This window comes from Haladaptatus marinus (assembly GCF_051194195.1).
Genome location: NZ_JBLZNK010000011.1, coordinates 16,812 through 42,539 on the forward strand (window position 1 = coordinate 16,812; position 25,728 = coordinate 42,539).

Sequence of the window (25,728 nt, forward strand, 5' to 3'; positions counted from 1 at the left end):
GGGTGATTCACCGTGAACGTCCCGTTGGCGTGAAGCTCCTGCCCAACTTTAGACGTGTTTGTAACAGTGAGATAGGCACTCTCATCGGGTCTCAGCTGCTTTGGAAGCGTTGCGCTTCCGGTAATGCGAGATGAGTTGTTAGTTACTACAAACGAAATATTGGTGCCCGCTGGAATCGCTTTCCCGCCCGTTTGATCGATTCTTAGTGCCCCAGCATCAGTCGTCGTCACGCGAAGGTGTGGCATCCGATTTATCCAAGATGGTCGAGATGGTGGATGGGCCACACGAGAAAACGAGTAGGAGAACGACACCTGCGCTGTCCGAACGCCCCTTGTTTCGAGTACGCCATGTAGCTCATGGATCATTCCACTCTGATCGATAAGGACCGTCGCATTAATCGACTGAATGCTTGACTGTGATGACTTCCCTGTCGTATTGTACTGATAGAGCGTTGTGCCGTTTTGGCTCTGTGTGCCATTTGCGAGGAAGTCACCACTAGATAGAATCGTTTCTATTTGCTCGGTCACGACCCGCCGGTTGGCTTCTGAGACAGAGCTACGTAATTGCGTATAGCTATATTTCGGGCCGATTGGGTTGCTCTCGCGCCGAACAGCGGTTCCGTTCCATACATATCCCACATATGGAGAGCTACTACCATTGAACGCAGTGGTGTCCCCTGTTTCCTGTATTTTCATTCGATGGTTCCCCTGGTGAACAGTCAGTGTCGAGTTTGCCCACCTTGGAGTGGCCACCCCGTGGTTTGAGCGAAGTCGAGCTTCTAATTGGTATGCCGTCTGGTTGAGAGCCGTTCGATGGGCTCGCAGGAGTTGGTCTGATGCGACAATCCAGTCACTGTTCACTCCTGGTGGATACTCAATCGTATTCTCCTGGGGCTGCGGGGGTGAGTGCGATTGCGACCACGGGAGGAAATCAGCACAGCCCGCGCTCAGGACGAGGAGGATCACTAGGAGGGCACGATAACGACGCATAGTCTGTTCGTTTCATTCCACTATAATTAATCTAGTTACTGATTCAGTAAGTATTGTTATCTAATCCATCCTCGAAAAATCGCACACTAGAGAAGGTGGTCGAACACCTCCATCGTTTGCATACCGTATCGGACTATGCTGAAGCATGCAATTGAGTTTACTCCGAGTTCATATCTGTCCTATAGTCTGCGTATCAAATGAATACAACTATATCGTATAGTACATTCAATTTGTCATGGTTGATTGGCTTCTCATTCGTCGATCCACGCTACGGTACAGTCTCGGTTATGCACTACCCACAGTGGCCCTTGCAGCCGGAATTGCCGTTGTCGTCCAGTCATCTATTCTTCTGTTTGCACCGCTCGTTGGAGGTGCTATCTTACTCCTGTTCGTGTTAGGTGGCACCGGCAAAGTACGAATGGGACCAATCGGTGCGAATGCCGAATCGCCCGGTCTCACAGGGACAGTTATTGCGCCAAACGAGAATAACACTCACTCGAAGCCACTGACGAGTGATGTAAAACTCCTTTTCTATGGCCTCGGGTTGTGTATTTTCGGACTGATTGCGCTTGTCGCAGTCGGCATGCTCAGTCAGAGCGTGTTCGCAGGTGGCTTTTAATATTTCGTCACCAGTAATTTTCAACTACGGCCCGTCACTTGAGAGCGGGTGTGTCCACACCTGCTTAGTGCAACAATCCTGTTAGTTCAATGGATTTGTTCGCGATTCGTAGTGCGAATAGGTCCTATTCAGTAGTCTCATTGGGGACACTGTAATCCCACTAATCTACTGCTTCGTCGTCGTGGTCGCTTTTTGGCTTCCAAAGTCTTTCCCATTTACTAATTCAACCCAATAGACTTGCCCATCGTATGTGGCGAGATAGTCCCCAGTTACGCCTTCCTTCCCATCAGCGACTGCCTCGTGCTGCTGGAAGATTTTGATCAGGGACCAGAACGCATCAGAAGGCGATCCACCGCGGTCGATGTTATATCCATATTTCCCGATAGATTTCTCTACGAGATTGCGCTCAGCATCAGAGAGCCCCGAAAGTTCGAACGTGTATCGGGTGCGGAGCTGCTGACCATACGCTTCGACGGTCGGTGCCAGTTGATGCGCCGTATACCGGTACGTTTTGAGCGTCGCGTTTTTGGAGTTCGAGTCGGTAATTGAGAACCGTGCGCGTGAGCCAGACGACCATTCAATAACCGATCGATCAGGAGTCGGTACGAGTGCTGATTGATTTCGATCAGCATTCGCGTATACGAATGTCATTCCAACATCAAGTGGTGTCTCTTCATCCACAGCATCGTCTCCAAGGCCAACTAACCGAAACTTCTCGCGATCGAGACGTGGAAGCTCATCAAACTGCACGATGTTATCCTGGTCAGCTTGTTGCACAGGAGTGAGGTCCCAGAAGTAGCGAGTCGCTGGGCGCTCGTTTTGTACCTCATACGAGAGTCGATACACACCGCCGTCGCACACCCACGGTCTACTGTCGTCCCAGATTGGCGGCGACTGGTCGTCAACCATCGTTGATCCGTTTTGCACGGCTCGTTTGATGACGCGTCGACCTTTCTCTGAATTCTCCCGTAGAGATAGGGCATGCCGTCTACCGATGTCTCTGTCATCGACTGCTCTCATCCGTAACCGAGCAGCCGGCGGCGGGTTTCCAGCAGACTCTGAATTTCGTTGGGGATTGCTGTCTTGGCTGAGCAAACCGAAACCGTTGGTACACCCGGCTATCGAGGCCGTGAGAACCGTTGAGGTGGTGGCGAGGAATACACGTCGGGAGTAATTCATTGTGATGTACTAGCATGAAGAACGGTTATAATTATTCCGATGACACAAAGAAACATTTGACACTTCCGAGTGACACATAGCTGGCCTTGCTAAGGAGCGGGTATTATGGAATGTACGCTCTGCAGTCGGCAAAGAGGTAATCTCCTGCCGCCTAACCTCCCAAGCGGAAGTAGACTCCCCAAACATCCTTGAGTGGATCACTGTGTATTTCGTTGTACAGATCTCACGGGAGAAAATCTCCAACAGGATGTTTTATTAGCGGATGTCGACTGCTAATCGTCGATAAATCACTACTATTCGGACGGTCAAAGAGTTATTTGACTCACCACGAAGCTTATGTTGTTATCAAAACATAACGAACTATGAATCGCCGTACCTTCCTCGGTTCGATTGGTATCCTCGGAGCCTCCGGGATTGCTGGTTACAGTTTCCTACGTCGCCGGTTCTCGAGCTATCCCAACCTGCCGGACAACGCCACGAGTCTCTCGTACACTGTCCACCGTCGGGTAGACAACGGAGTCCTGTTGAAGGGCGACTTCAGCTCCGGACTCGCGCTCGTCACAGATGCTGCTGGCCTCGATCAGTTCCGCACCGACTGGCAAACGGCTGAGGATAAGGCGTTCTTCGAAGCGACCGACTTCTCGGCTTCGTTCCTTCTCGGCCCTCAAATCATCACGTCGGGGGATTCGACGGGCATCGACATCGTCGACGTCGTACAAACTCCCGACGGGGCAGTTCACTCGTACAGCTACGTGGAAAATCCCTCGATGCAGGACGATGCGTTCCTGCGGGGGTTCGTCGTCCGCGTCGAGCGAACCGGGACGCCACCGACTGAGGCGCACCACATGCATCGAGGAGGGAATACCGACATCGATGTGACGGCAACACCCGCTGGACAAGCCGAAGAGTAGGACGATATATGCACGCTCTGAGTGAGTCGAACAGATCCCTCACCAGTTGGCCGGTGGTCGGTATCCGATACGCGCTCTCTGCTCAGCATAGCTTCGACAAACGATCACCAGCCAAGGATTTCAACAGAGTCACCAGAGACTCACGCCCAAATGCTGACTGTTCTATGATGATTAAGTCCGTTTATACCTGATACACTAAATATCTAAACAAGGTGGAACGCAAGACAGGGCCGACGTCGTGTGTGCAGACACACCGCGTATTGAGTGAATTACTTCCTGTGGGCAGTATAATCGGTAGTGGCCTCCCAATGGGATTCCCATCCTGATTCGTGCGCAGTTCGTGGGGCGAATTTCCTCACTCGTCGAACCACTGCGAGTCACCCGAACGGTCTGAATGCTCGTCAAAAAATTTGAGGACCGGGCGAATATTCTCAAACTGTGGTCCAGTCTTCACTTCGTAAGCGTCCTTGTTCCAGTGAATAAACCCCTTATCTTCCAGTCGCGGCAGGTGTTTATGATGCATCGCTGGCTGGCGGCGATCCTGTTCCACTGCCATCCACTCGGAGCGGGAATCGTGCTCACGGAGTTCGACGAGGAGCCGCCGCCGAGCGGGATTTGCCAGAGCATCGAACGAATCATTGATCACGTCGTCCACATCCCTCTCATGGCTGGATTCTGCCTCGGTCATCTGTCTCTCACTTCATCACACAATGGGAGCGGTGTGCAAAATGCTTGCGGTTCTGCGGATATCGCACCCAATTAGCTGCGATATCTGCACCAATAGGGGATTCCACACCGCGATATTGCAGTCCAGTCTCCTGTTCAGTTCGATCGCTCTTCGATTACTCTTCGTCAGCGCCGTATTCAAAGGGACTCCAAGGTTGGGTGTAGTTGTTCGAGATGATCTCTGAGCTGTGGATGATGAGTCCGTACTCGTTCAATTGCGCAGTGATGTCCGCGAGATCGAGGGTGTTCGTTGCGACGGCCTTGACGTGGAGGTTGCGTTCGCTGGTGAGCATCTCGTCCACGTCGATGATACCGGGAACCTCCAGCACGTCTTGAGCGACGGCTTCGCGATCGTCGGGATCGGCCGAACAAATAAACATGATATTCAACGAAAAGCCCGCCCGTTCATAATTGATTTTTGGCGCGTACCCCTCGATCACGCCCATGGACTCCATGGCCTCGATCCGGTTGCGGACTGTACTCCCGGAGACGTCCACCTCGGCGGCGATCTCCTGAATCGTGACGTTGCGCGCGTCTTGCTGCAGCGCGTACAATATGCCTCGGTCCACTTCGTCGAGGACGAGTTCCTTGTGAGCCATAGGAGCACTTCCAGCGCGAACGAGAAGAGAATTCCCATCCCACCCAGTCTCCTTCACCAGCGAAGGAGACCGAGGACTCGAACCACTAACGGACGAGCAATCACAGGAAGCCTGCAGACACACAAGCGATAGTACTATCTCAGGGAGTGGGTGGTGGGCCATGCAGCGGGAATTTGATACCGCTGGAAGTCTCTCACGGTCTCCACCAGTGTGGCTTGATGACTGGTGGGCCTCCGTACAAGCAATCCGTCGTCAATTTGTTTAGAATCATTCGGTTGGCAGTCATAACGTAGCCAGTAGTCGTCGACCGCTCTTAGGAGAAGAGGAGATCGCAGCAGACACGTGGTGCTAGCAGAGTTGGAGTGCCCGGTATTGATGCTCAAAATCCGTCCGCAACCCGGAGCAGTACAGCTGTAGCGAGTGCGACGATTCACTCCGTGTCGAGAAGACCAACGGTAACCGATTGACTCTCGTTTACGTAATTCTCGCGATAAGGAGTAGATGTGAGGAAGATTTTCGCGGACTGCTGCTTTGTGCTTGAATTCTCATCGGTGCCCTGGCTTCAGTGATACTGCTGGAGTTAGTATACTATTCTAACATAGAGTACGGCCGATGTTAGACACTGAATGGCTAAATTTTGCTGCCTCAACTGCTCTATCGCGTTGTATCTCAATTACTCACACAACATTTTTGCCAACTGCCTTCGTAGTACAGGCAATTCATGAGTAATGAGGATTCGCCGAACTCTGATGACGGCGACCCACCCAAAGGGATTCAACTTCAGTACGACTGGTCGTCGACAGAACCAAGCACCGCTGTCGTCGAAACAACTGCCCAGGCAGCGAACTGTGAGCACCAGGAACTCGGTCCGCTCTACGATTCCATCGACCCTGATGCCTTTGACGCAATTCTTGCACGAACGAGAACAAACATCGATACGACCACGTCAATCTCGTTCGCGTACGCTGGCTATTCCGTCACAGTCCACAGCACCGGGACCGTTCACGTTGCTCCCGTCTAAAAACACATCTCGAATCGAAACCACACGCTTTCAAAACCACCGATCACGCGGAGAGTTCGCGCCTGTTAAAACAGCGCCACGATAACGCACTACCCATCATTCGTCATCAGGCATGTCCGGATCTTGCCTCCGCGGTAATCCCGTCGCCATCAGTCGCCGAGCAATCACCACAATCCCATTATCGAAGCCTCGTCCGAATACGGCCTTCTCAGTCTCGACCTCCCCAGTGTCCGTCTCGTGGATCGAACTCACCAGAATCGTGTTCTTGTCGATCAACACCAATCGACTGATCGTCGTGTCATCATTGGCATCCAGCGGCGAACTGTTCAACCATTCCAACCCGGAGACGAACACTTCCGCGTTAGGCACTGCCTCTGCAATCCGCTCACGAAGCTCCTCGGTCTGCGTGCCAATCAGCACATCAAGTCCCGTCTCTAGCGCCTCGTGGAGTTGTTCGAGCAGCTCCTCGGTGACGACCTCGTCCCGTCCGATGATGAAGACGATTTCCTGTCCGGCGGCATCGATGAGTTGCTGGGTCCGATTCGCAACGGCGCTCGTGCCCGAGAGCGCCCAGACTTCGTGGGTAATTTCCTCATCACCACCGTTCGATTCTGCAGGCTCGATCGCAGCAAGCGCCTCGACAAGCGTGTCCGTCCGCGATTCATACTCTTGGCGCAGTGTCTCGGCGGCTTCCTCGATCGGCACGGCGCGAAATTGCTGCGGATTCGAGTGCTGGATCTCGACGAGTCCCTTTGTCTCTAACACCCGAATCGCATCATAGACGCGTGTTCGGGGGACTTCGGAGGTTTCGCTAATCCCTTTTGCTGTCCCCTTTGGGAGGCGTGCTAAGGCCACAAAGCAGCGTGCTTCGTATTCTTTCAATCCAAGTTGTTGGAGCAGTTCGATCGATTGCTGTTGATTAGATAGCTCGTTCATGGGTCCCAACCATTTACCCCAGACATTCCGGGGTTGTTCATACTGTTTTGGCGTCGCTCACAAGACAGTCCGTGTCGAAGCCACCGCGCTTGTCCGACAGCACTGTCTCCCATACAGTGAGAATGATTGTCGAGACGTATCAAAGGCACTCATTCCTAAACTGCCATATTGCTCATTTACCAACAATCTAAGTATTCACTCAGATAATCACACTAACTCTCTCATGAATTCGCAATACACGCCATGTTGAATTGCGGATTTCACAGCAAGACGAACTTCCTGGAGAGAGCATGTTCGACGAAAGCAGTCGTTAGAAACATATCTTTCTATACTTTATATACCGAAAGAAATCAGTAACTCGAATACTCACAGTAGGATTATACAGGACGAGCGCAAAGAACGAAGTGGTACGGAGGTCGGCTGGGTCCCAACCATTCGCTACTCCGTACCAAACTGCCACCCACGTGGCAGTTTCTCACGTGAACTAGTCAGGGGGCTCGGTATTGAATTGCGTACTGTACTTCTCTGTGAGGTCTGTGAGTAGGGGTTCGATCTCGGCGAATTGTGGCCCTTTTGTCACTGTGTCTGTCTTCTGATCCCACGTGATAAGGCCGTGATCTTCTAGTCGCGGCAGATGGACATGGTGCAGTGTAATTGCGTGCTCGCGGTCGCCGCCGTTCGTCGCCACAGTGGTTGGCGAAACGGCGACCGTGTCGGGCGCGGAGTCCTCCGTAAGTGCGTGGAGAAGCTGCCGTCTCTCACTGCTTGCAAGTACGGAAAATTTGTCATCGAGGAGCATGATTTCGTCCCAGAATCGCTTTGTAGAGGCTTAAACACCATTGACTTTGCACATTGCTCGTCGTTTGAGGAACTGAGTGAACCGATGACCATAGACGCTGTTTTGAAGTCTCTCAGATCCTCACAACACTCTTTATGCTCAGCTATCTATTCTCAACTATGAGCCGACCACTTGACAACGTGGATCGTGGCATCCTCTATCACCTCCAAAGGGATGCACGCAATACAACCACCCAAGAGATCGCCGAAACGGTCGGTACCTCTGCGAGTACGGTGCGCAACCGCATCGAAGCGCTCGAAGAGGATGGCATCATCAAGGGCTACCATCCCGAAATCGACTATGAAGCAGCGAATCTTCCACTCCGTGTGCTGTTCGTCTGTACCGCGCCAGCAACCGAACGCACCGAATACGTCGAGCATCTGCTCGAAATACAGGGTGTCGTCGATGTCCGTGAGATGCTTGTCGGGAGACGGAATATCTATGTGGAAGTCGTTGGCACAAGTACGAACGATATCACACGTATCACGGACACGCTGCACGAGTCAGGGATCACGGTCGAGAGTTCCGAGATCTTGCGCTCACGGTATGTCCAGCCATTCAACCATTTCCATTTTAGTGACGGTTTTGGTGACGAACAGAAAGAGGGCTAGTTTGGAGAGCAGAACACTCCAAGCGTGACCGTTACACTCGGCTCGATTCGTACTATCGCCCCCACTTCACCGCTTGTAGGTGCGATGAAAAATGGAAAACGGTCTCTCTGTCCTCATTCCGAGGCGTTCGAGGGCTACGGCCAGTCGTCAGGTAACTCGTCTGCATGATCAGACATCAGTTTGAGGAGTGGCGCAACGTCATCGAAATTTGGCCCGCGACGAACCGTTTCAGTCATTGGGTCCCACTCGATATAGCCTGCATCCGCTAACTTGGGCAAATGCGTGTGATGCAACTGCGTTTTTAGCGAGTCGAGGTCCTCATCGGCTATCGTATCTGTTGGAATCTCATCTGGGGTAAACTCATCTTCATCACGGGGATTGTGGTCTGCGACCGCGAGCAGGATCCGGCGGCGATGGACGTTGCTGAGCGCGTTGAGCATAACGTCAAGTGACGCTGAATTGGAGCGTGGCATGGGTGATCGGTCGGTATTGCGGAACGGTTGAACTCTGTGAGCGTTCCGCGTGATACCTCACGCGAAGAAAACGAGGAAAACCCATCAGTGCCGGTGAACCCGGTTCAAGCGACCCCTCCATTATCGGGGTACAAACGTAGAGTTATCAATTCCGTACTTGATGCTCGGGGTCCAAGACAAATAAAGGGAGGGGGGAGATTCACTCAGTTACTCACAGTATGGGTTGGTCTCGTGGGTCGCCCATTTGACGCACTGTCGTTTGCAACGCGACTGCACGTGATGGGATGTCCACTCCCGCTTAGTGCAACATGAGGCAGTGGGATTGATGGATCTCGACTCGCAAACACTATCTACTTGTTACTTGGCGTACTCGCGATGGCGACAGTCATTTTCACACTCTCTCCGCTTGCAGGAGCATTCCCGTGAGAAAATCAGACCCGAATCAAGTTCTATTTTTGATGGCTACTCCGGCGTCACAATATCGTGCATGAATCGGTGATATTCTTCGACCGCCCAGTCACCCCGCCCAACGGTTGCATACGCATTCCGTCGCTTATCGCTTGCTTTCGTCTGCTTCGAGATCAGCCCTTTCTCAACAAGTCGATCAAGCCCCGGATATAATCGACCGTGATTGATCGGCTCCGGATAAATGTCTTCCAAGGCTTCCTGCAGATCGACACCCTCAGCTGGCCCTAACCGGTAGATGACGCACAAGAGGTGTGCCTGAAAGGCAGTGAGATCGGTCGGGAGATTATAGGACGCAAAGTCAAGACCGGATTCATTCTCGTCTGTGTCAGCAGAGTCGTCGTGGTCAGAATCTGAAGTAGTCATACTGGAGTGACTAATCTGCGCTACTTAAAATCTACTATTACTACGATAGTAAATTGGTGCTAGCGAGTGGGAGTGTTTGTGGTCAACACTCGCTATTTCGGGAAGAGAAGCGCATTGGTTGCTTTGATTCCTCCGAGAAAACCTTCTAGGTGAGTCGGAGTTGCCTCACAGTGCTTTGTGGAACCCAGTTGATATTCATAGGGACTAATACTTCTAGCAAGAGGAACCCGAACGAACTGATACAAACGACTTCCATTTCGACAACGGAGAGTACGGCACGGATATCTATAGGGCTAGAATGGTGCACAAACGTAGATCAATTTTTGCGGAGAGAAAGTGGTTTGCGTGTCATCGCATTACAGTGAGCTATGGCGGGTGTATGGGCGCAGTGGGATCACGTCACGAAGGTCGATCCAGACAAACCACTCCACAATGGGGATACCTACGCTGGCATTGCTGACACAGGAACGGATGCAATTATCATCGGTGGCACCACGAACGTCACGGAAGCACGTGTTCAACCAATTCTTGATGCACTTGCTTCCGCTACGATTCCCATATTTGTCGAACCGACCTATCGCCCGTCGTCGTCTCATACCGAGGCACTCTCTGGCTATCTGCTTCCGATCGTTCTGAACGCCAGTGACACCATGTGGATCACAGGAGCGCATCATGAATTGGTTCGCTCTTCGAATCTCGAGTGGGACTACGTCCACCCAGAAGCCTATATTGTCCTGAATCCAACGTCATCAGTTGCGACGCTCACACAAGCGGACTGTGACCTTGATATCGATGACGTCGTTGCCTATGCTGAACTCGCAGAACAGGTCCTCGGCCAAGAAATCGTCTACCTCGAGTATTCGGGCACCCTCGGTGATCCAGCAGTTGTCGCTGCCACACGGAATGCACTCTCATCAGCGCAGCTCTTCTATGGGGGCGGGATTCACGACTACGACTCGGCCTACGAGATGGCGAGTGTCGCCGACACGGTCGTTGTCGGCGATGTGCTCCATGAAGCCGGTGTCGAGGCGGTCGAGGCAACCGTTCGTGGAACAAGGGATGCAAAGCACGAGTCATAATCCTATGCTCTCCAATCGGCGGAGTGATTGTGTCGATCAGGAGTATGCGCCTGCAATCAACCGTTTGCAGGTTAGTATATTATACTAATTAATATCGCCCACCGATTTAACGACGTTCGGACACTACCACTCGATATGAGCGAGAATGCCGCAATCGTTGCTCGGATAATCGAGCATAACACGGGCGGGCAGAACCGTGCGACAATCGATCGCGACCACATCGGTGTGATTGTATCCCAGCATGGTCGCTTTGACGGCGATATTGATGACTCAATAGCCGAGGCCCTTGCTGAAGGATACATCGAAGAGCAGGACGACGAGTATGTCGCGACTGACCGCGTGTGGGAACTTGTGCCGGGTACCTCTCGTTCATGATTCGGGTAATGTCCCATTCTCTTATCCTCCAAGCACCTGTTTAATGATAAGATATATCCGAGGGAAAATTAATGGGTAGCTGTGGCACGCACGCCACAGTGTCGGTCCGTACTCACGGTGGTCAGTTCCACAGGGAAGTAATGCGTGGTCTCATGAGCAAGACTGACCACCGTGAATGCGTTCCCTCTACGCCATCAGCGAGTTCCAACCTACTCTCCCTCGCTCATACAAGCGAGGGAGAGTAGGTTGCTGTCATCCATTTCGCTTGTAGCGACTAACACCCCCTCAGTTCCCCAAACGGATTTATACGCATCTACTCAGTATTCGTATTGTGATGTACTGGAAGAAAGCACCCCAAATCGCCTGGCACGGGGTCATACAAACGTGGAACCGCTACCACCGTCTTCGGTTGGGCGTCGTCCTCTTGGCTCTATGGTTTGCCGTGTTCGTCATTGATAATCCGACCCCAGCAACGATTACTAACTTCGAGCAATGGACGGTCGGTATCACGTTCTTTGTGTTTCTCATCAGCAGCCTCACGCTGATTCTCGATTCGCTGACCCAGGCAGTTGCCGCATGGCGAACCACTCCCCTCACAGATCTAGAGACATGGGGCGAGTCTCCTACTCCCCCGGACCCTGCGCCGATACTCAGTACGAATGGCTATGAGCCACACTCGCTTGTCGAGGGCTCAAACTTCGAGTTCTCTGGGCGAGCATCCGTGAGCTGTTTCCCGCTGGTTGCACTCGGCTGGTTTGCCATCTTTGCCATCCCTCTCGTCCGGGGGTCGTACCCCGCCGTCCCCACCCTCTCGCCACTCGGGTATCTTGTACTCACTGGCGGAATTGTGCTTGGCATGATCGTCATCCATGAAGGGTTGCATGGGCTTGTCGCTGCTGTGTATGGAGCAGATGTCTCGTTCTCACTCACTCTCGTCGGTCCAGCAACCATCTATGAGAATACGGTTCTCTCTCGCCGTGCGCTGATTTTGATTACAGCAGCCCCATTTCTTGTCATTACGCCCCTCGCTGTTGGTCTCGCACTCTCGGGCTCCTGGGTACTGATGGCGATCGGTGCCCTCGTGCTGTTGTTCCACACGGGAATGGCGGGCGGGGATCTGTATCAGGTGCTGCACTGGTTGTCGGAACCACCGGGAACGAAGTTCTATCCATCAGCGGACGAAGGGATGGTTCGCTATTATCCCACCACGGCTGATTTACCGGCACAATCTGTACTCGCGCGGGTGGATGCGGGAATTGCTCGGGTGACCGCACCACTGAAAATCTCGTGATTACTTTGCAGTTTACAAATTGACGTGAGAGTCTGATTCTGTCGCTGTGAGCGGTATCTCTTTAGTTTGTTGTATGCTCCTGTCCCTCCCCGTCCTGATCGGTTTCTTTTTGTTGGTATAGCCTGCTAACGCCTCGTACTATACCTTATCCAAATCCAAATTGTATATTTTGATTAAGGTGCACAAATCTTATCTAGATAGATGTAATAACGTAATCTAGAGACAACGTCTGCACTGAAACGCGAGTGATCTCCTCCATGACACCACCAACCGCTGACAAAGATGGCCACAAATCGCACAGTCGACGGGCGTTTCTCGCAACAACCGCTAGCCTCAGCCTTGCGTCGCTGTCCGGGTGTGTGTACGGCAGTGGAATTGGTGCGGTAGATACTGGATCGAACAGCACCAATAGCACGAATTCAACAAATGGCACGCCGTCGGGACTCGATCCGACAAAGTACGCCAATCAGTTCAAGCACCGAGTCAACATCGCGAAGAAAGGCGCAGACAACACCGGAAGGCAAGCGATCGATGACGTTCTCGACCGTGTAATCGACAACGATACACTCGTCTACTTCCCACCCGGTCGGTACAAGCTTAATACGAGCCATCGCCACGTTGGACTCCGTAATCTCGGGATTATCGGACAAAATGCCGTCCTTACGCACGGACGTGTAGACGCGATCGAGGGGTTCGATGTCACCGAGGGGGAGTATCACGGCCCTGCTCAGCATTTCAAAATCGGAGTGCCTGATACACCGCACAAGGGACGCTTTGTGTTTGGTGGATTCTCAGTTGATTGGCGCGGGAAGAACGAAGGGATGCAGATTCTGAACCATCATACCGCCGGGAAATCGGTGATTCAGAACATTCGGCAAATTGGCATGCACTCGCTAGGGTGTCAGGGACCATTCCGACTCAACCCAGCGACTGAGAATGCGTTCATTCGAGCCCGAAATATCGACATCCGACACGGTGGACTCACGTACCAGAAGACGATCAACACGCGCGATACCTACGACGGTGGGCCATATGCTGGTCGTTCGTGGGCGACGTCGGGGATTACGATGCATCCACGCACGCAAGGGAAGCTCCGCTTAGAACGGGTTATCTGTGGCGGGTGGCCTGACAACGGGATCTACGTAATCGGTGGTCATCCGAGTACAGGAGACGGCACTGTCGAAGTGATAAACTGCATTGCAGGCAATTCACAGGCATCGAACATCCGAATTGGTGGGACAAACTCGAAAATCATCGGGTGTAAGGTCATCATCGACCAGTCGTTCGGGAACAAGTTCTACTACGAGCAGCGTCCCATCCGGCTCGATGATGGTTCCTGTACGGTCAAGAATACCCAGATCATCCAGAAGAAGCCGACTGGATGGAGCCTTACTGTCCTTCATGCGGTGCAGAAAGCGTTGATCGAGAACGTCTCGATAACAATCCACGAGTCGCCGACGAAAGCACTCGTTATCGATGATGCAGCAAACAATGTCACGGTTCGGAATCTACAGGTTCAGACGCCCGGCTGGCAGGCGACGAAGAATATGCTCTTTCGCGGGTCGGGTGACGTAATGGAGAATATCACTGTAGATGGGAAGCCGGTTTGATCCTCGAGATCAGATTTTTCTGATATCGCGGAGGACACCCCAGACACAAATAAGCGAAATAAGAAACGCCGCTGGTTTTGCCCAGTCTTCGGGAAGGTACATCGAGAGATAGTACCAGAATCCGATGAAAGAGAGTCCGAACGCGATGAACGGGGCTCCAAACGCGAATAGAATTGCAGATGCTCCTCTCCCGAGGGTGCCCATTGTTACGCCCTCCAGTTTGCGATGGCGGCGGTACCAAGGACGATGATGAATGATCCAATCCCCTTGATACCAAAGGCATAGCAAACGAGGAGTGCCAGGAGAATTGCTCCCCAGAAGCGCACTTTTCGACTGTGCTTGACCGCATCGATGAGTGTCGATTTGAGGGTGGTCATGAGTTTGTCTCTTGATTGTCCTCGGTGTTTTCGCGCGGGTCAGTAAGGAGGTGGTACAGTGCGGATTTGGCGTGGATGTTTTCGATGTAACCCGCTGCTTCCAGCACTTCTAATCGCTGATGGATGTATTGCCGGGTGTAGCCGGTTTCGTCGACCAGATAGGATTGCGTTCGATCGCCTTCGTGAAACAGGTCGAGTATTTGCTTGTCAACATCCTTTAGTCGAACCATCGGCTGCAATTCGTAGCGTATCATACGTAAGTGTTGTCTGTCATTGCCCCTTTGTAGTTTACGGACAGTCAAGTACGAAAAGACACTACTGTCCGTAAACTATTTATTTCTCTTTCTAGTTGAGTAGGATGGAATATGGTTCCCTCAAGAAACCACGAACAGAGCGACAGAAACGGGTCAGAAACAGCGTCTAGTGACTCTATTTCACAGACAATTGCAGGGACGGTTGACGCTGGTATAGAGTTGGTAGACACAATGGCCGTGCGTGCTGGTCGAGCAGTCGGAGTTACAGATGAGACGGTTGCAAAAGCGATTCCGAAGGCATACAGTGTCGCGCTTACGTCAGGCCTCGTTATTGGTCGTGCCGCCGCCCAATCGGGTGGAGGCGTGAACGTCTGTAATCAATCCAAGTTCATTGGTCAAGCACTCCCGTTCTTTCTCACCGCTGGCGGCACATTCCTCGTTGGCGCGTACGCGCTGAGCCAGCTCATTGGCGGTGGTGGACAGGCACTCACGATGTCGAGTGGCAAGCAAGGCACGTTCAAGCAGATGCAGATGAGAGGACACAAGGGCTTCATCAGCGCTCTCGTCGGTCTCTCGCTACTTGGCATTATGATGGGTTGGATGGCTTTCCCGGTCGATACCAGCTGCCTGCCCGGTGTCTAAGGAGGAATGCATGCACGCCAACACCCGACGAGTGTTGGTTGTCAGTCTTACCGCGGCCCTTCTGGTGCCACTGCTGATTTCGCCAGCGATCGCCGCCACTTCCCACTCGTCACACTCGATGTATCAAGCTACCTCGCCCAACGGATCTGAGAACAATAATTCGACGACAACGACGCCAGCCAACGGCTCGCACGCCCCTAGCGGTGGTTCGTCCGGAAGTGGTGGCTTCGGTGGGTTCATGCCTGATATTCCAGGTCCGAAGGAGACCGCGAAGATCGCGATTAATTTCCTCGCTGGGACGTGGCTTGTTGAGCAAATTACCACAGCAATCGAGGAGTTCATCAACGCCTTTACCGGATTCATTGTCGGGACACCATTCCCGACAAATGATGGCTATCTCGGTATCCTTGGCTACCCAGTCGAGAATCAGAATCCCAATTGGAACGATATCTTCTGGCAGCTCTACGTTCCATTCGTCGGCTCGACCTCGATGGTCCTGCTGGTGTTGAATCACTGGTTTTCCGCGATCAAGGTCACCGCACCCGGTATGGGACGGGATCTTGATGGAGGTGATTTACTGATGAAGACGACGGCTGGCGGAATGTTCATCGGCCTCTGGTGGCAGATCGGGACAGCAATCGCCCGGCTGAACAACGCCTTTGCAACCACGCTTGCTCCGAGCGGGGCAGAGATGGCCACGACGCTGAATGGATTGGCCAAGCTCGCCTCTGGGGGAATACTCACCATCATCTTGACCCAGGGAGCAAGCCTCTCCGAGATATTTGCCTTGGCGATTATGTTCGGTACGCGCCACGCACTACTCATCCTCTATCAGGTGTGCATGCCCATTCTGGTGATCATGGCGCTCACGGCACCTGCTGAGTGGATACGTGGGTTCTTCGCTCGATTAGCGTGGCACTACCTCACGCTTCTCATCCTGGTCTTCCCGGCGGCCTTCCTTCTCCGCCTTGGGTTGATTATCGACTTCGATTTCGGATTTGGAGTCCTCGGCGACATGCTCGTCGGAATGGGCTTTCTCGGTGGCGCTGTCCTGTCGATCGCGATTCTCGGCTGGACGTCGATCGCAACACGACGCTATGCGGGAAAGATGAGCAAAGCGGCCGGGAACAGTCGTCCTACGAAGGATGGTATGGAGAAATCCTATGAGCGTGCCAAAGAGCGCAAAGAATCTGCCACCAATTGGCTTCACAGCCGACGCCAAAATCTGCGAGCCATTCGGTCAGATGGCGGCACAGACGATTCCTCGTCTTCGCCTGAACCTAAGAAATCACCCATCACACGGCAGGGATCGCAGCCTGAAATGGCGCCCTCGCGTCCAAACGAAAGCATGCGAAAGCGCCGAAACGAAGGCGGATGGCGGTTGTCCGGACGGAAAGGCTATACCGATGACTGACAGCCAGTATCGACTTGCAACCACGGAGGGCGGGTTCTGTCCTCCCACTCACAGTCAAGCAGTGTCGTTCTCGAGCGGCACTGTGCTGCGGTGATCCACTACACCCAGATCACACATGTCAAATTCACCCGGAGCAGAAGTCCTCGATCAAATGGCTAGCGGACGGGACGTCTTCGGTCGGTGGGACATGAACGAACTCGTTCGTGCCATCTACCCGGCACTCGGGATCTTGGTCCTCACGCCATTCCTCCCGAAGCGACTCCAAATCGCGGGCATCCTCCTGACGCTCGCCGCGTTGGCAGGTGCAGGAGTTGTGCTCGCTGTTGAACCGGCGTACCTCACAGCAGGTGAGTTCGTCGCTCAACGAACGAAATGGCTCACCCGGCAGTCGGTGAAGCTCCATTCCCGTCAGAAACGCCGCTAACCCACAGTATCGCCCGCAAATCAACACCCCGACATTCAAACCAATGAGTCAGAACGCCCAACCCCCAAACAAGCATCCGACCGCACAGAAGCTTTTCCAAACAGTCCCCCTCGTCCGTCGATTCGTGACGAGTACCAGCGGCCAATCCACCCAAGAGTGGGTTCCCGTGAATCGCCCACTCCCGGCACACAACGCCGTGGAATTGACAGACCGATCGGTCGTTGCCGCGATCCGTGTCGACCCAGCGAATATGAGTACGAAAACAGCGGATCAATGGGAGGATCGCATCAAGCAGCTGGATGAAGCCCTCTCAACGACCGTCGATTTCGAGATTGAACAATACAGTACGCTTCGCTCGCTCGATAAGCAGAGCTATCGCGAGGATTATCACGAAATGGCCGCTGAACGCCCCGACGAAAAGGATCTGTCCGGGATGGACCGCCTGCAACGTCGCCTGCTCGATGAACGAGTGGAGATCATCGACGATGACCACGAGAGTGTGCTTGTTCGCGAGCATTACGTCCTCGTGAAGGTCATGCCGGTCGAACTCTCCGAATCATGGGACGACGCGGCTGGACTCTTTGGAAGCGCAACAAACCTCCCGTTCATCGGCGATCAGATCAAGGCCCGTCGAATGAACAACTACGGCGACGACCTCGAGCAGCTTCGCATTGACCTGACTGCTCGCCTGAACAAGCGCGTCGAAAGCGTCGTTCAAGCACTCGGGAGCGTTGATGGGATCACCGGGACGCCCATCTCACTTGTGGAGTTCACGCGGTTGCTTCGCTCCTACTACCGAGCAGATAACGCCGCGACAATTTCCGATGAGACGATTCGGGCACTAATCCATGATTCGCCGGTTGTAGGTGCGAACGCCGATGTAGGCGCAGATTACGAGGTCGACGTACAAACGAAGGACACCGATCCACTCGCTGAGAACTATCGGTCATTTCTGGCTCCTGAATCAGTTCGGTATGATGATCAGCGCTATCTCGTCCTGGACGAAGAGACCTACGTCCTCGGGATGTGGGTCGAGAATTGGCCGGAGAACCCTGATATCGGCATGTTCAGAGACGTGTTGAACACGCCCGGTGTGCATATTACGCTCTCCACGCACGCGCTCGGCGTCTCAAAATCTGATGCCCGGCAACAATCCCAGAAGAACAAGATCAAACACAAAAGCGACTACGAGAAGAAAGAGCAGGAAGGCCATTGGGGAGCCGAATCGGCTTATCGGAAGTGGCAAGCAGCTTCTGACATCGAGGATTCTCTGACCGAATCAGGATCGGGGCTGTTCATGACGAGTACCTACGTGAGCCTTCGTGCCAGCTCTGAAGAGCAGCTGCTCGATGCGGCGAAGACGATGAAACAGCGCTTCAAAGAGCAACCCGCTCGGTGCGAAGTCGTCCCTGCCCACTTTCAGCAGGAAGAGATGGCTCACTCGGCCGCCCCACTTGTCTACGATTCGATGAACAAAGCCACACCGATGCTTGGGCGGGCGTTGGCAAAACAGATGCCCTACACGTCGAACAACATCTACGAGCCATCAGGAATCGAGGTCGGTATTCACCACGACCGTGATGAGCCGACGATTGTCGATCCGTACCTTCGGGGTATGGGCTACAATATGATGGTCTTCGGCAAAATCGGGAGCGGCAAGTCCACTACGTCGAAGAAGATCCTCACCCAACTCAAAGAACGCAACCCCGAGATGAACGTCGTCCTCATCGACCCTCTCGAGGGGCTCGCTGGCCCGTCGAAGCTCTTCGATGCTGAGCAGATCGTCGTAGGCGGAGAGACGGGCCTCAATCCGTTGGAGATCAAAGAGACACCCGAGGAGAAACTATCCGTTGTTGGTCGGACGACGCCGTTCAGCGAAGCGATGGAGCGCTTCATAAGTTTCGTCGAGACGTTCTACGACCTCGAAGGCCGAGAACTCGAAGCCGAGAAAAAGAACGTCTGGGAGAAAGCCGGACGTCGTGCTTACAACGAGAAGGGGATCACGAAGGACCCGGGCACGCACGGCAACGAATCACCGACGCTTCGGGACGTGATTCAGGAGATTGCGCATATTGCTGGAGTCGGCGATAACCCCGAGATTCACCAGATGGGCGACCTCCTCGACGCTGATTTGAGTGAGACGGACGTCCCGCTGCGAACCCGCGAAGCAGCCGAACGGGTGCTCTCCGAGGACATTGAAGCGTTCCGCACACGCTATCGGCATTTCACGAAGGAAACTGGCTTCGATTTGAATGCCGATGGTGGAAGTTTCTACCTGGATCTCCAACTCAAGGAGGGGAAAGGTGAGACGGGGCTGATGCTCGGATTGCTTCTCACGTCGGTCTATGAGATGGCCAAAGAGAGCGACGACCCGACGATGATTCTGATTGACGAAGCGCAGTATCTCACCAAGCACGCGGATAACCTCACGTTCTTGGAGCAGGTTGTCCGTCACTCTCGGCACTACAACCTCTCGCTGCTCTTTAGTACGCAGTCGATCAGCGAGTTCTACGCGAAAGACGACGAGGGGACGAGTGCGCTCAAATCACAAGCGGAAGTCATCTTCAACAATTCCTCGATGATGTGCTTCCACCACTTGGACGATATGACGCCCGAGTTCGGGAGTGAAATTGGGCTCAACGCCGAGGAAGCAACCTTTGTCAATAGTGCCCTCCCCGGGGATAAGGACCGTGGCTATTCGGAAATGCTGCTCGCCGTGGACGAGGATGGAACACGGGAGTGCTATCCACAGCGGGTTGAGATGAGCATGGATGTGAACCCAGTCGAGTTCTCGATTGTCGATTATGAACCGAGTGACCACGGCAACTGGCATGAGTACTTAGAACGCCAGCTTGGCGACCGCTTCGATGATGGGCAGCAATCCAGTGATGAGTCGGAGAACGAGACGACGGCGAAGCGTTCGGTAATAGCGGCTGACGGAGGTGAGCAGGAATGAACCTCCTGTTCCATGCTGTCGAGATGGTAGTGGCCGCGTTTCACACACTCGCAAGTGTTCCACCTATCCAGCAGTTCTCAACGTTCCTCGCTGAGCGGCTGTTCGCGGTCTTCTTCACGAACAGCCTCGTGCCGGGGTTCCTGGGCTACTCGGCACCGGAACTCAACGCGCTGCTCGGTGACATCGTTGCGTCGTATCTCGCGATCTTCGGTGTGTTGATCGGCGCCTCGAAACTCATTCCGGGGGCAGGTCGATGAGTCGCCTGGGTCGGTCAGCCGAGTACAGTGCTGCACAACTCGGTGCAGCGTCCAACAGCCACGCGAGTGATGAACTCATTCGCGTTCGGCCATTCAAAGACGATGGCGGGATAGACACCGCGATCGAGTGGTTCGAATCAGTTCATCCGTCTCACTCAGACCTGAGTGGCAAACGAAGCGTGCCCCGTGCAGCAGAGATCGTCTACGACGGTGAACAGATCAGCTTCCGGTACCTCCCGTGTAGCGACGATTTCCACTGGTTCCTCACTCGACTCCGGCACAAGTATCCTGATTCGGACGTTCGGCGGGAAGAGGCCGACCTCATACACATCGATGAGGGGGATTACGTCGCCGGTGGTGAGTGGACGCTCCGGAAGCACCGATGGTGGCCGATTCGTCGTCGTGACCTCGAAGGGTTCCGCGAAGACGACCCATACGAAACCGTCCTCGGCGATATCGTGGATGATGCAGTGAAAGCCGGTGGTGCAACTGGTCGAGAGACGATTCGGAGCGTCATCCAAGTCATGTTTCGCCCGACAACGCGGAACTGGCAGACTGGACGGCTTCTGACGACGAATCTCACCGAACTATACTATCATTTGAACGGTGTCTACACGATTCACGACCTCGCCGAAACCAAGCGCGAGAAAGAAACAGCCGATGCAACGGAGATCGGGAACGTCCTCGATCGGCGTGCAAAGGAGAAGGCGTTTGATGTGATGATTCGCCACCTCTCGGTCGGTGACGATGAGGAAGCAGTCAAGCACCACGCCGAGGCGGTCGGTGCCTCTTTCGCGAGCTATTACAACTCAAAGACCGAGCAGGCGTTCATCGTCGAGCCGAGTAGTTCGCCGAACGCGCTCGCCGAAACGATGGCCCGACGGGAGTGGTCGGGTGAGAAGATGCTGCTCACGTCGCTAGAGATCGCCCCGATTGTGCATCTACCACCAGCGGATATCTCGATCGCCCAGCTCGATCGCCGCCAGACCAAACGTGGTGAAGAGGTGCCGGTCGGGTCCAAAGAGCACAGCGGGTACATCACGGGGGAGAAAGATGCTTAATCGACTCTTCGGGAGTGGAGAAGACGATTCGACGGACGAATCATCGGAGAATGATGCCGAGGAAGACGCTTCCGTTCCGACGACAATCACGAACGAACCGTACGGGTTCACGCAAACGGGTGCAGAGTACGCGGCGGACGGCATGACCGAAACGATCACCGAGACCAAAGAGCAGGGACCGGTGGCAGGCCCAGAGATCCGCGAATTGCTCGAACGGGCCCGAGACCATCCAGACATGCCACTATGGTTGGGCTACAACGACAGCGCCCAGCAGGGCTTCGATCCGGCTCCCGTCGAATTCAACCAGCTCTTCCAGCATCTCTGGGTTGTCGGAACCACTGGCGCGGGGAAAACGACCGAAATGCTGAATTGGATGGTTCAATTAGCGTGGGCAGGCTACGGGTTCATCTACTTCGACCCCAAGGCCGAGGACAGCAAAGAACTCCTCCAGAAACTCCCCGAGTATCGGCATGACGACGTGATCTGGATTGAGCCAGGTGACGACGACCACGATCGAAGTATCGGGATCAACTTCCTGGAAGTGCCGGACTGTGAGAGCGAGATGGAGCTTGAACAGCACGTCACCGATCGTATTCAGGTTCTCAAGGCCGTTCTCTCGGGTGACGATTACTGGGGGCCGCGGATGAACGCCATCGTGGAATCGATGGCACGGGCGATGATGCAGGCGAATCATGAGATCGAGGACCGAGACGAACAGTACTGTGTGCTCGATATGTACTTCGTCCTCCTGAACGCCCAACGGCGTGAGGACTTCGCCGAGGAAATCGACGATCCGTGGGTGGGTGAGTTCGTCTCTGAAATCGCCGAAATGGATGATGACGCCGTGCGACCGGTGATTACCCGCCTAAAACCGTGGGTCGAGAGTCCCGTCACCCGCCGCATCGCAGGCTGTCGTGAGAGTACGATCGACTTTCGGGAGATCCTCGATGACGAGAAGATCGTAATCGTTCGCACAGCCGTCTCTGACGATGATATCAAGCAACTCGTGACACTCGGCACGCTTCGTCCGCTGTGGAACGCGATTCAGAACCGCTCGATCGAAGGCGCGGAGAAAACCCCGTTCTTCGCGATCCTCGACGAGGCCGACCGTGTCCTTCACAAGAATCTTGACGTCGATGACATGCTGGCACGTGCTCGCTCGATGCGCCTCTCAGTCACCTTAGCCTGCCAGTATCCAACGCAACTCGAAGAGTCGGGTGTACTCAAGCCAGTCAAGAACAACTGCAACACGGGTGTGTTCTTCCGCGTACTGGACGACGAAGACGCCCGTCCACTTACACGGCGGTTGAGTGACTGTGATATCGAGGATTTCACTGAACTCGAAAATCATCGAATCTGGTCACGTATTCCGTTAGACGGCGGTACCCGGTTCTCTGGAGCGCTCAAGCTCAAGACATTCGCACCGTATCCGAACATCCGCGATGAAGACGAAGCGGAGGCAATTATCACTGAAAGTCTGGAGCGGTTCGCGGCCCCGCCGCTCACGGACGATGAGATGATGCGCCAGCTCAAGTTTGGCGGGATGAACGAGAGTGTCACGCCGGAGAAAGCGAGTGCTAAGACGCTCGATACGGCAAATGATGAAAAGGCGCGTGATGCAGCACTGAAAGCCATCTACGACGAGAGCATCCGGCAGGGACAACCGGGTGCGTTCATCCCGATTGAGGCGTGTCTCGATCGACTCAATAGGTATCTTCCCGCGAGGGGCGGGGTTGAGACCGCCGAACGTGCGTGGCGGCATGTGCTCAAGGACATTCCAGAGGCCTATCTAGAATATCGCGAGGAAAACGAGCAGGGGCAAGTCAAAGTACGCTCTCGGAGCTTCATGAACATCGGCGATCGCGAGAATGACGGTGGCGCAGAACACTGGGCACCAATGGCTGATGCCTACGTTCCACTGACGCAACTCGGGTTTGTCGTTGATATCCTCGCACAGGATGGCGGCGACATGCCAGACGCGCTCGCCAGCGTCGAGGACGCATTAGACATCCCTAACGACGCAGACAATGAGGAAATTGCTGACGCTGTCGCACACTATCGAGAGCATCATCCCGTGATGAATCGATTGGCTGGTGCTCGCGAGGTCTACATCGAAAGTGAGCACACGACCGGCAATAGCCAACCCTCACAGACTGTTCGGAACGTCATGCAGGCGGTCAACGAAGGGAAACGATGTCTGCTCGTCTCGCGGGAACAGACAGCCAGACGTGTCCATACGACGCTGCTTAAGGAACCGAAGGGCTGTCACAAGAACCATTCCGTCGATGGCGAACAACGCTTCTACACGCTCACCGGTGACGTAGCGATCGACGGCGAGGTCATAACTCGTCCTGGGAGCAGCGACAACGTCTGGGTGTATGAGGAGAGCAGTGGGGAGTATGTCCTCCGCGACGACAACGGAACAGAGCACGCTCGTTTCGAAAACGCAGAGGCGATTTTCGAGGACGCCACCGCCTATCCGATGGGCGGCGACCGATCGATAAAAGCGCCGATCATTCCCGACTACGACACGGATATGCTGGATATCATCGTCGTCAAAGAAGACGCGAAGACGCCAGCGGACTTGTCCCTCTACCGGCCAGATGGCAACCATGTCCCGCTGGATATGCTTGCTACCGACGATGGGGAAGTTATCCAGACGGTCGCTAACGACGATCACAGCCACGAGGAACCTGAGTCAGAAGATGACGGCGGAGATATCGTTGACGCCCTCCGCTAATTGACGTCGAGCAGGTCACGCATCTCTGCGACATTCTCATCACTCACTGCATCGCTTTTCGACGCCAACAAGACGAGCGCTTTCTTGATTTTCTCCTGATCGTCCAGCTGATTCTCGACAGTTTCAAGCCGATTCTCTATAGCTGCTACCCGCGCCGCTGTCTCGGCAGTTGGCGGCGGACTGAGCGCCGTGTCAGTCGTCTCGATGAACTCTTCTGCGAACTCGGTGAGTCGCCAGATCCGCGCCGGACGACCACCGCCAGCGGGATACTCGCGCTCACCAGTATCCTCGATCAGGCCCCACTCTTCCATCGTCACCAAGTGGTGATTTGCACTCCCTGTCGGCACGTCGGCACGCTCGCGAAGAATGGATGTGTTCAACTCGCTTTCATCTGCATTGGCGAATGCAGCAAGGATACTCCGGCGGTGCTGGCTCCCCTGATTGAGCTTCCGCTCGATAGTGTCCATCTGTGCACCCCAGTCCTCGTCGTCATGGTTGGATGTATCAGCTGGCATGAGTAGTCACGTGCAAGGATAACGGAGTGAGACAACTATAATATTACGATTGTACCAAGTTGGTTTACCCAGGCCGAAGGAAGAGCCATGGGAACCAACCAATGGGCAAAAAATAGCGAAGCCGGGCTATCAGATAGAAATATCAGAAACTGGAAGCGAGTGTGTGCGACACAACGCGGGAGGCTGGCACCCCCCGACTACAGAGTAGAATGAACCACCGAAGAACACAGACGAAGCCAGGACAGCAAAAGCCAGTGGGCACCCCCAATCTATCACAAAACAGACGGTGACCAACACACGCGAAAAGAGGGCACCCCAACAGGCAGTCAACAGAGCCAGCAACAACGATACGAGAGAGCAGACAGCCGGGAAATAGCACCCGGACAGTCTGCCAGAGCGAATTCTCGACGACGAGGACACGAAGAATAGGACAGTCCACCATGCAGAACAACCGAGAAAAAAAGAACAACGAGAGAGAGAGAGAGGACAGTCAGACCGTACCGGATCCAGAGAGAAACAACGGAGTGACAGAAGGGGACAGTCCAACAGTGCGAGCAATAAGGGCGCAGTGGAGAGCGCATTACCAGAAGGACCAGCGATACAGCACTGGCGGCAAGCCGCCATGAGTAGCACCAGGCGATGTGCTGCACGGTAAGAAACCGCACAGCGAACAGGCTACCACAGTAAAGCGACAGCGACCGCAACAGCAGACCTGGAATGATGGCCAGCACAAGCGATTGGGGCCGTGATATCCTCGAGCCAGAGATAGACGAGAAGAGTGGACAGTCTGGCCTGCCAGGATATACTGAGAAAACCGCGAGCGACTATGTGGGGTGCCAGTATCCGCACTGGAATGGGGTGCCGACGAGCGACACGCAGTCAACCAGTCTTGGTACACTAGCTGGGGTGCCAGTAGCACGTACCCATGGAATACCCATGTGACGGCAAAGGTGGGGTGCCACATAGGCGCCATACTGGGTGCCAACAGGAGAGTACCTGT

26 protein-coding genes are annotated in these 25,728 nt (G+C 54.1%); 15 read left to right on the plus strand and 11 right to left on the minus strand.

From position 1 onward, the window contains the following. Window positions 1-1,224: 1,224 nt before the first annotated feature. On the plus strand, window positions 1,225-1,608 hold the full coding sequence (locus tag ACN2TU_RS26575) for a DUF8070 family membrane protein (RefSeq protein ID WP_435159803.1): 384 nt from the start codon (window positions 1,225-1,227) through the stop codon (window positions 1,606-1,608). A 165-nt stretch (window positions 1,609-1,773) separates the two neighbouring features. Here ACN2TU_RS26575 and ACN2TU_RS26580 read toward each other — a convergent pair whose 3' ends face one another. Next, a complete protein-coding gene (locus tag ACN2TU_RS26580) occupies window positions 1,774-2,517 on the minus strand; it encodes a hypothetical protein (protein ID WP_435159804.1) in 744 nt (247 codons plus the stop codon). A gap of 632 nt (window positions 2,518-3,149) precedes the next feature. On the opposite strand from ACN2TU_RS26580, the gene ACN2TU_RS26585 reads away from it, so the two are divergent. After that, on the plus strand, window positions 3,150-3,698 hold the full coding sequence (locus ACN2TU_RS26585; RefSeq protein ID WP_435159805.1) for a hypothetical protein: 549 nt from the start codon (window positions 3,150-3,152) through the stop codon (window positions 3,696-3,698). A gap of 355 nt (window positions 3,699-4,053) precedes the next feature. Here ACN2TU_RS26585 and ACN2TU_RS26590 read toward each other — a convergent pair whose 3' ends face one another. Together ACN2TU_RS26590 and ACN2TU_RS26595 are read right to left on the minus strand one after the other, a co-directional pair. Then, window positions 4,054-4,386, minus strand: a complete 333-nt coding sequence (locus tag ACN2TU_RS26590) for an ArsR family transcriptional regulator (protein WP_435159806.1) — start codon at window positions 4,384-4,386, stop codon at window positions 4,054-4,056. Window positions 4,387-4,540: 154 nt separating this feature from the next. Further along, entirely contained in the window at window positions 4,541-5,023 is a 483-nt protein-coding gene (locus tag ACN2TU_RS26595; RefSeq protein WP_435159807.1) for an Lrp/AsnC family transcriptional regulator, read from the minus strand. 721 nt (window positions 5,024-5,744) lie between these two features. Between ACN2TU_RS26595 and ACN2TU_RS26600 the strand changes: the two genes are divergently transcribed. Continuing rightward, window positions 5,745-6,044, plus strand: a complete 300-nt coding sequence (locus ACN2TU_RS26600) for a HalOD1 output domain-containing protein (protein ID WP_435159808.1) — start codon at window positions 5,745-5,747, stop codon at window positions 6,042-6,044. Between the two features lie 96 nt (window positions 6,045-6,140). Here ACN2TU_RS26600 and ACN2TU_RS26605 read toward each other — a convergent pair whose 3' ends face one another. Continuing rightward, a complete protein-coding gene (locus ACN2TU_RS26605; protein ID WP_435159809.1) occupies window positions 6,141-6,980 on the minus strand; it encodes a TrmB family transcriptional regulator in 840 nt (279 codons plus the stop codon). A gap of 484 nt (window positions 6,981-7,464) precedes the next feature. After that, window positions 7,465-7,779: a DUF7344 domain-containing protein gene (locus ACN2TU_RS26610; protein WP_076433540.1), complete on the minus strand. Its 315-nt coding sequence runs from the start codon at window positions 7,777-7,779 to the stop codon at window positions 7,465-7,467. Window positions 7,780-7,937: 158 nt separating this feature from the next. Here ACN2TU_RS26610 and ACN2TU_RS26615 point away from each other — a divergent pair, with 158 nt between their 5' ends. Continuing rightward, complete coding sequence (locus tag ACN2TU_RS26615) at window positions 7,938-8,429, plus strand: Lrp/AsnC family transcriptional regulator (RefSeq protein WP_435159810.1); 492 nt, start codon at window positions 7,938-7,940, stop codon at window positions 8,427-8,429. 134 nt (window positions 8,430-8,563) lie between these two features. Here ACN2TU_RS26615 and ACN2TU_RS26620 read toward each other — a convergent pair whose 3' ends face one another. Beyond that, window positions 8,564-8,902: a DUF7344 domain-containing protein gene (locus tag ACN2TU_RS26620; protein WP_435159811.1), complete on the minus strand. Its 339-nt coding sequence runs from the start codon at window positions 8,900-8,902 to the stop codon at window positions 8,564-8,566. 462 nt (window positions 8,903-9,364) lie between these two features. Then, the gene (locus tag ACN2TU_RS26625; RefSeq protein ID WP_435159812.1) at window positions 9,365-9,733 is read right to left on the minus strand and encodes a helix-turn-helix transcriptional regulator; all 369 of its coding nucleotides are present in this window, start codon (window positions 9,731-9,733) and stop codon (window positions 9,365-9,367) included. A gap of 368 nt (window positions 9,734-10,101) precedes the next feature. On the opposite strand from ACN2TU_RS26625, the gene ACN2TU_RS26630 reads away from it, so the two are divergent. The 4 genes from ACN2TU_RS26630 to ACN2TU_RS26645 all read left to right on the plus strand — a co-directional run bounded on the left by ACN2TU_RS26630 (window position 10,102) and on the right by ACN2TU_RS26645 (window position 14,088). Further along, complete coding sequence (locus ACN2TU_RS26630; RefSeq protein ID WP_435159813.1) at window positions 10,102-10,812, plus strand: phosphoglycerol geranylgeranyltransferase; 711 nt, start codon at window positions 10,102-10,104, stop codon at window positions 10,810-10,812. Between the two features lie 135 nt (window positions 10,813-10,947). Beyond that, window positions 10,948-11,187 (plus strand): hypothetical protein, encoded by a 240-nt coding sequence (locus ACN2TU_RS26635; protein WP_435159814.1) that lies wholly within the window; start codon window positions 10,948-10,950, stop codon window positions 11,185-11,187. Window positions 11,188-11,521: 334 nt separating this feature from the next. Then, window positions 11,522-12,478, plus strand: coding sequence for a DUF3267 domain-containing protein (locus ACN2TU_RS26640; protein WP_435159815.1), 957 nt, complete (start codon window positions 11,522-11,524; stop codon window positions 12,476-12,478). A gap of 257 nt (window positions 12,479-12,735) precedes the next feature. Beyond that, on the plus strand, window positions 12,736-14,088 hold the full coding sequence (locus ACN2TU_RS26645) for a hypothetical protein (protein WP_435159816.1): 1,353 nt from the start codon (window positions 12,736-12,738) through the stop codon (window positions 14,086-14,088). Between the two features lie 9 nt (window positions 14,089-14,097). Here ACN2TU_RS26645 and ACN2TU_RS26650 read toward each other — a convergent pair whose 3' ends face one another. Genes ACN2TU_RS26650 through ACN2TU_RS26660 form a run of 3 tightly spaced genes read right to left on the minus strand, consistent with a single transcriptional unit; the run spans window position 14,098 to window position 14,695 of the window. Further along, window positions 14,098-14,292 carry a hypothetical protein gene (locus ACN2TU_RS26650; RefSeq protein WP_435159817.1) on the minus strand — a complete coding sequence of 65 codons (195 nt, stop codon included), beginning with the start codon at window positions 14,290-14,292 and terminating at the stop codon, window positions 14,098-14,100. Window positions 14,293-14,294: 2 nt separating this feature from the next. Continuing rightward, window positions 14,295-14,465 (minus strand): hypothetical protein, encoded by a 171-nt coding sequence (locus ACN2TU_RS26655; RefSeq protein WP_435159818.1) that lies wholly within the window; start codon window positions 14,463-14,465, stop codon window positions 14,295-14,297. Continuing rightward, window positions 14,462-14,695: a winged helix-turn-helix domain-containing protein gene (locus ACN2TU_RS26660; RefSeq protein WP_435159819.1), complete on the minus strand. Its 234-nt coding sequence runs from the start codon at window positions 14,693-14,695 to the stop codon at window positions 14,462-14,464. Before ACN2TU_RS26660 ends, ACN2TU_RS26655 begins: the two co-directional genes overlap by 4 nt. A gap of 255 nt (window positions 14,696-14,950) precedes the next feature. On the opposite strand from ACN2TU_RS26660, the gene ACN2TU_RS26665 reads away from it, so the two are divergent. The 7 genes from ACN2TU_RS26665 (at window position 14,951) to ACN2TU_RS26695 (ending at window position 24,213) form a co-directional block, all read left to right on the plus strand. Continuing rightward, window positions 14,951-15,361: a hypothetical protein gene (locus ACN2TU_RS26665; RefSeq protein WP_435159820.1), complete on the plus strand. Its 411-nt coding sequence runs from the start codon at window positions 14,951-14,953 to the stop codon at window positions 15,359-15,361. Between the two features lie 10 nt (window positions 15,362-15,371). Then, entirely contained in the window at window positions 15,372-16,775 is a 1,404-nt protein-coding gene (locus ACN2TU_RS26670) for a TrbL/VirB6 family protein (protein ID WP_435159821.1), read from the plus strand. 151 nt (window positions 16,776-16,926) lie between these two features. Continuing rightward, complete coding sequence (locus tag ACN2TU_RS26675) at window positions 16,927-17,199, plus strand: PrgI-related protein (protein WP_435159822.1); 273 nt, start codon at window positions 16,927-16,929, stop codon at window positions 17,197-17,199. Between the two features lie 43 nt (window positions 17,200-17,242). Further along, window positions 17,243-20,155, plus strand: coding sequence for a VirB4 family type IV secretion system protein (locus tag ACN2TU_RS26680; RefSeq protein WP_435159823.1), 2,913 nt, complete (start codon window positions 17,243-17,245; stop codon window positions 20,153-20,155). Further along, complete coding sequence (locus tag ACN2TU_RS26685; protein WP_435159824.1) at window positions 20,152-20,412, plus strand: hypothetical protein; 261 nt, start codon at window positions 20,152-20,154, stop codon at window positions 20,410-20,412. Before ACN2TU_RS26680 ends, ACN2TU_RS26685 begins: the two co-directional genes overlap by 4 nt. Then, window positions 20,409-21,473 (plus strand): DUF8128 domain-containing protein, encoded by a 1,065-nt coding sequence (locus tag ACN2TU_RS26690; RefSeq protein WP_435159825.1) that lies wholly within the window; start codon window positions 20,409-20,411, stop codon window positions 21,471-21,473. Before ACN2TU_RS26685 ends, ACN2TU_RS26690 begins: the two co-directional genes overlap by 4 nt. Further along, window positions 21,466-24,213, plus strand: coding sequence for a type IV secretory system conjugative DNA transfer family protein (locus tag ACN2TU_RS26695; protein WP_435159826.1), 2,748 nt, complete (start codon window positions 21,466-21,468; stop codon window positions 24,211-24,213). Before ACN2TU_RS26690 ends, ACN2TU_RS26695 begins: the two co-directional genes overlap by 8 nt. Here ACN2TU_RS26695 and ACN2TU_RS26700 read toward each other — a convergent pair. Then, window positions 24,210-24,728 carry a helix-turn-helix domain-containing protein gene (locus ACN2TU_RS26700; RefSeq protein WP_435159827.1) on the minus strand — a complete coding sequence of 173 codons (519 nt, stop codon included), beginning with the start codon at window positions 24,726-24,728 and terminating at the stop codon, window positions 24,210-24,212. The two genes, ACN2TU_RS26695 and ACN2TU_RS26700, sit on opposite strands and share 4 nt — an antisense overlap. Between the last annotated feature and the right edge of the window lie 1,000 nt (window positions 24,729-25,728).

Coding starts and splice junctions, on each gene's coding strand:
- ACN2TU_RS26575 (WP_435159803.1), top strand. CDS start 1,225: ATGGTTGATTGGCTTCTCATTCGTCGATCCACGCTACGGTACAGTCTC.
- ACN2TU_RS26580 (WP_435159804.1), bottom strand. CDS start 2,517: ATGGTTGACGACCAGTCGCCGCCAATCTGGGACGACAGTAGACCGTGG.
- ACN2TU_RS26585 (WP_435159805.1), top strand. CDS start 3,150: ATGAATCGCCGTACCTTCCTCGGTTCGATTGGTATCCTCGGAGCCTCC.
- ACN2TU_RS26590 (WP_435159806.1), bottom strand. CDS start 4,386: ATGACCGAGGCAGAATCCAGCCATGAGAGGGATGTGGACGACGTGATC.
- ACN2TU_RS26595 (WP_435159807.1), bottom strand. CDS start 5,023: ATGGCTCACAAGGAACTCGTCCTCGACGAAGTGGACCGAGGCATATTG.
- ACN2TU_RS26600 (WP_435159808.1), top strand. CDS start 5,745: ATGAGTAATGAGGATTCGCCGAACTCTGATGACGGCGACCCACCCAAA.
- ACN2TU_RS26605 (WP_435159809.1), bottom strand. CDS start 6,980: ATGAACGAGCTATCTAATCAACAGCAATCGATCGAACTGCTCCAACAA.
- ACN2TU_RS26610 (WP_076433540.1), bottom strand. CDS start 7,779: ATGCTCCTCGATGACAAATTTTCCGTACTTGCAAGCAGTGAGAGACGG.
- ACN2TU_RS26615 (WP_435159810.1), top strand. CDS start 7,938: ATGAGCCGACCACTTGACAACGTGGATCGTGGCATCCTCTATCACCTC.
- ACN2TU_RS26620 (WP_435159811.1), bottom strand. CDS start 8,902: ATGCCACGCTCCAATTCAGCGTCACTTGACGTTATGCTCAACGCGCTC.
- ACN2TU_RS26625 (WP_435159812.1), bottom strand. CDS start 9,733: ATGACTACTTCAGATTCTGACCACGACGACTCTGCTGACACAGACGAG.
- ACN2TU_RS26630 (WP_435159813.1), top strand. CDS start 10,102: ATGGCGGGTGTATGGGCGCAGTGGGATCACGTCACGAAGGTCGATCCA.
- ACN2TU_RS26635 (WP_435159814.1), top strand. CDS start 10,948: ATGAGCGAGAATGCCGCAATCGTTGCTCGGATAATCGAGCATAACACG.
- ACN2TU_RS26640 (WP_435159815.1), top strand. CDS start 11,522: ATGTACTGGAAGAAAGCACCCCAAATCGCCTGGCACGGGGTCATACAA.
- ACN2TU_RS26645 (WP_435159816.1), top strand. CDS start 12,736: ATGACACCACCAACCGCTGACAAAGATGGCCACAAATCGCACAGTCGA.
- ACN2TU_RS26650 (WP_435159817.1), bottom strand. CDS start 14,292: ATGGGCACCCTCGGGAGAGGAGCATCTGCAATTCTATTCGCGTTTGGA.
- ACN2TU_RS26655 (WP_435159818.1), bottom strand. CDS start 14,465: ATGACCACCCTCAAATCGACACTCATCGATGCGGTCAAGCACAGTCGA.
- ACN2TU_RS26660 (WP_435159819.1), bottom strand. CDS start 14,695: ATGGTTCGACTAAAGGATGTTGACAAGCAAATACTCGACCTGTTTCAC.
- ACN2TU_RS26665 (WP_435159820.1), top strand. CDS start 14,951: ATGGCCGTGCGTGCTGGTCGAGCAGTCGGAGTTACAGATGAGACGGTT.
- ACN2TU_RS26670 (WP_435159821.1), top strand. CDS start 15,372: ATGCACGCCAACACCCGACGAGTGTTGGTTGTCAGTCTTACCGCGGCC.
- ACN2TU_RS26675 (WP_435159822.1), top strand. CDS start 16,927: ATGGCTAGCGGACGGGACGTCTTCGGTCGGTGGGACATGAACGAACTC.
- ACN2TU_RS26680 (WP_435159823.1), top strand. CDS start 17,243: ATGAGTCAGAACGCCCAACCCCCAAACAAGCATCCGACCGCACAGAAG.
- ACN2TU_RS26685 (WP_435159824.1), top strand. CDS start 20,152: ATGAACCTCCTGTTCCATGCTGTCGAGATGGTAGTGGCCGCGTTTCAC.
- ACN2TU_RS26690 (WP_435159825.1), top strand. CDS start 20,409: ATGAGTCGCCTGGGTCGGTCAGCCGAGTACAGTGCTGCACAACTCGGT.
- ACN2TU_RS26695 (WP_435159826.1), top strand. CDS start 21,466: ATGCTTAATCGACTCTTCGGGAGTGGAGAAGACGATTCGACGGACGAA.
- ACN2TU_RS26700 (WP_435159827.1), bottom strand. CDS start 24,728: ATGCCAGCTGATACATCCAACCATGACGACGAGGACTGGGGTGCACAG.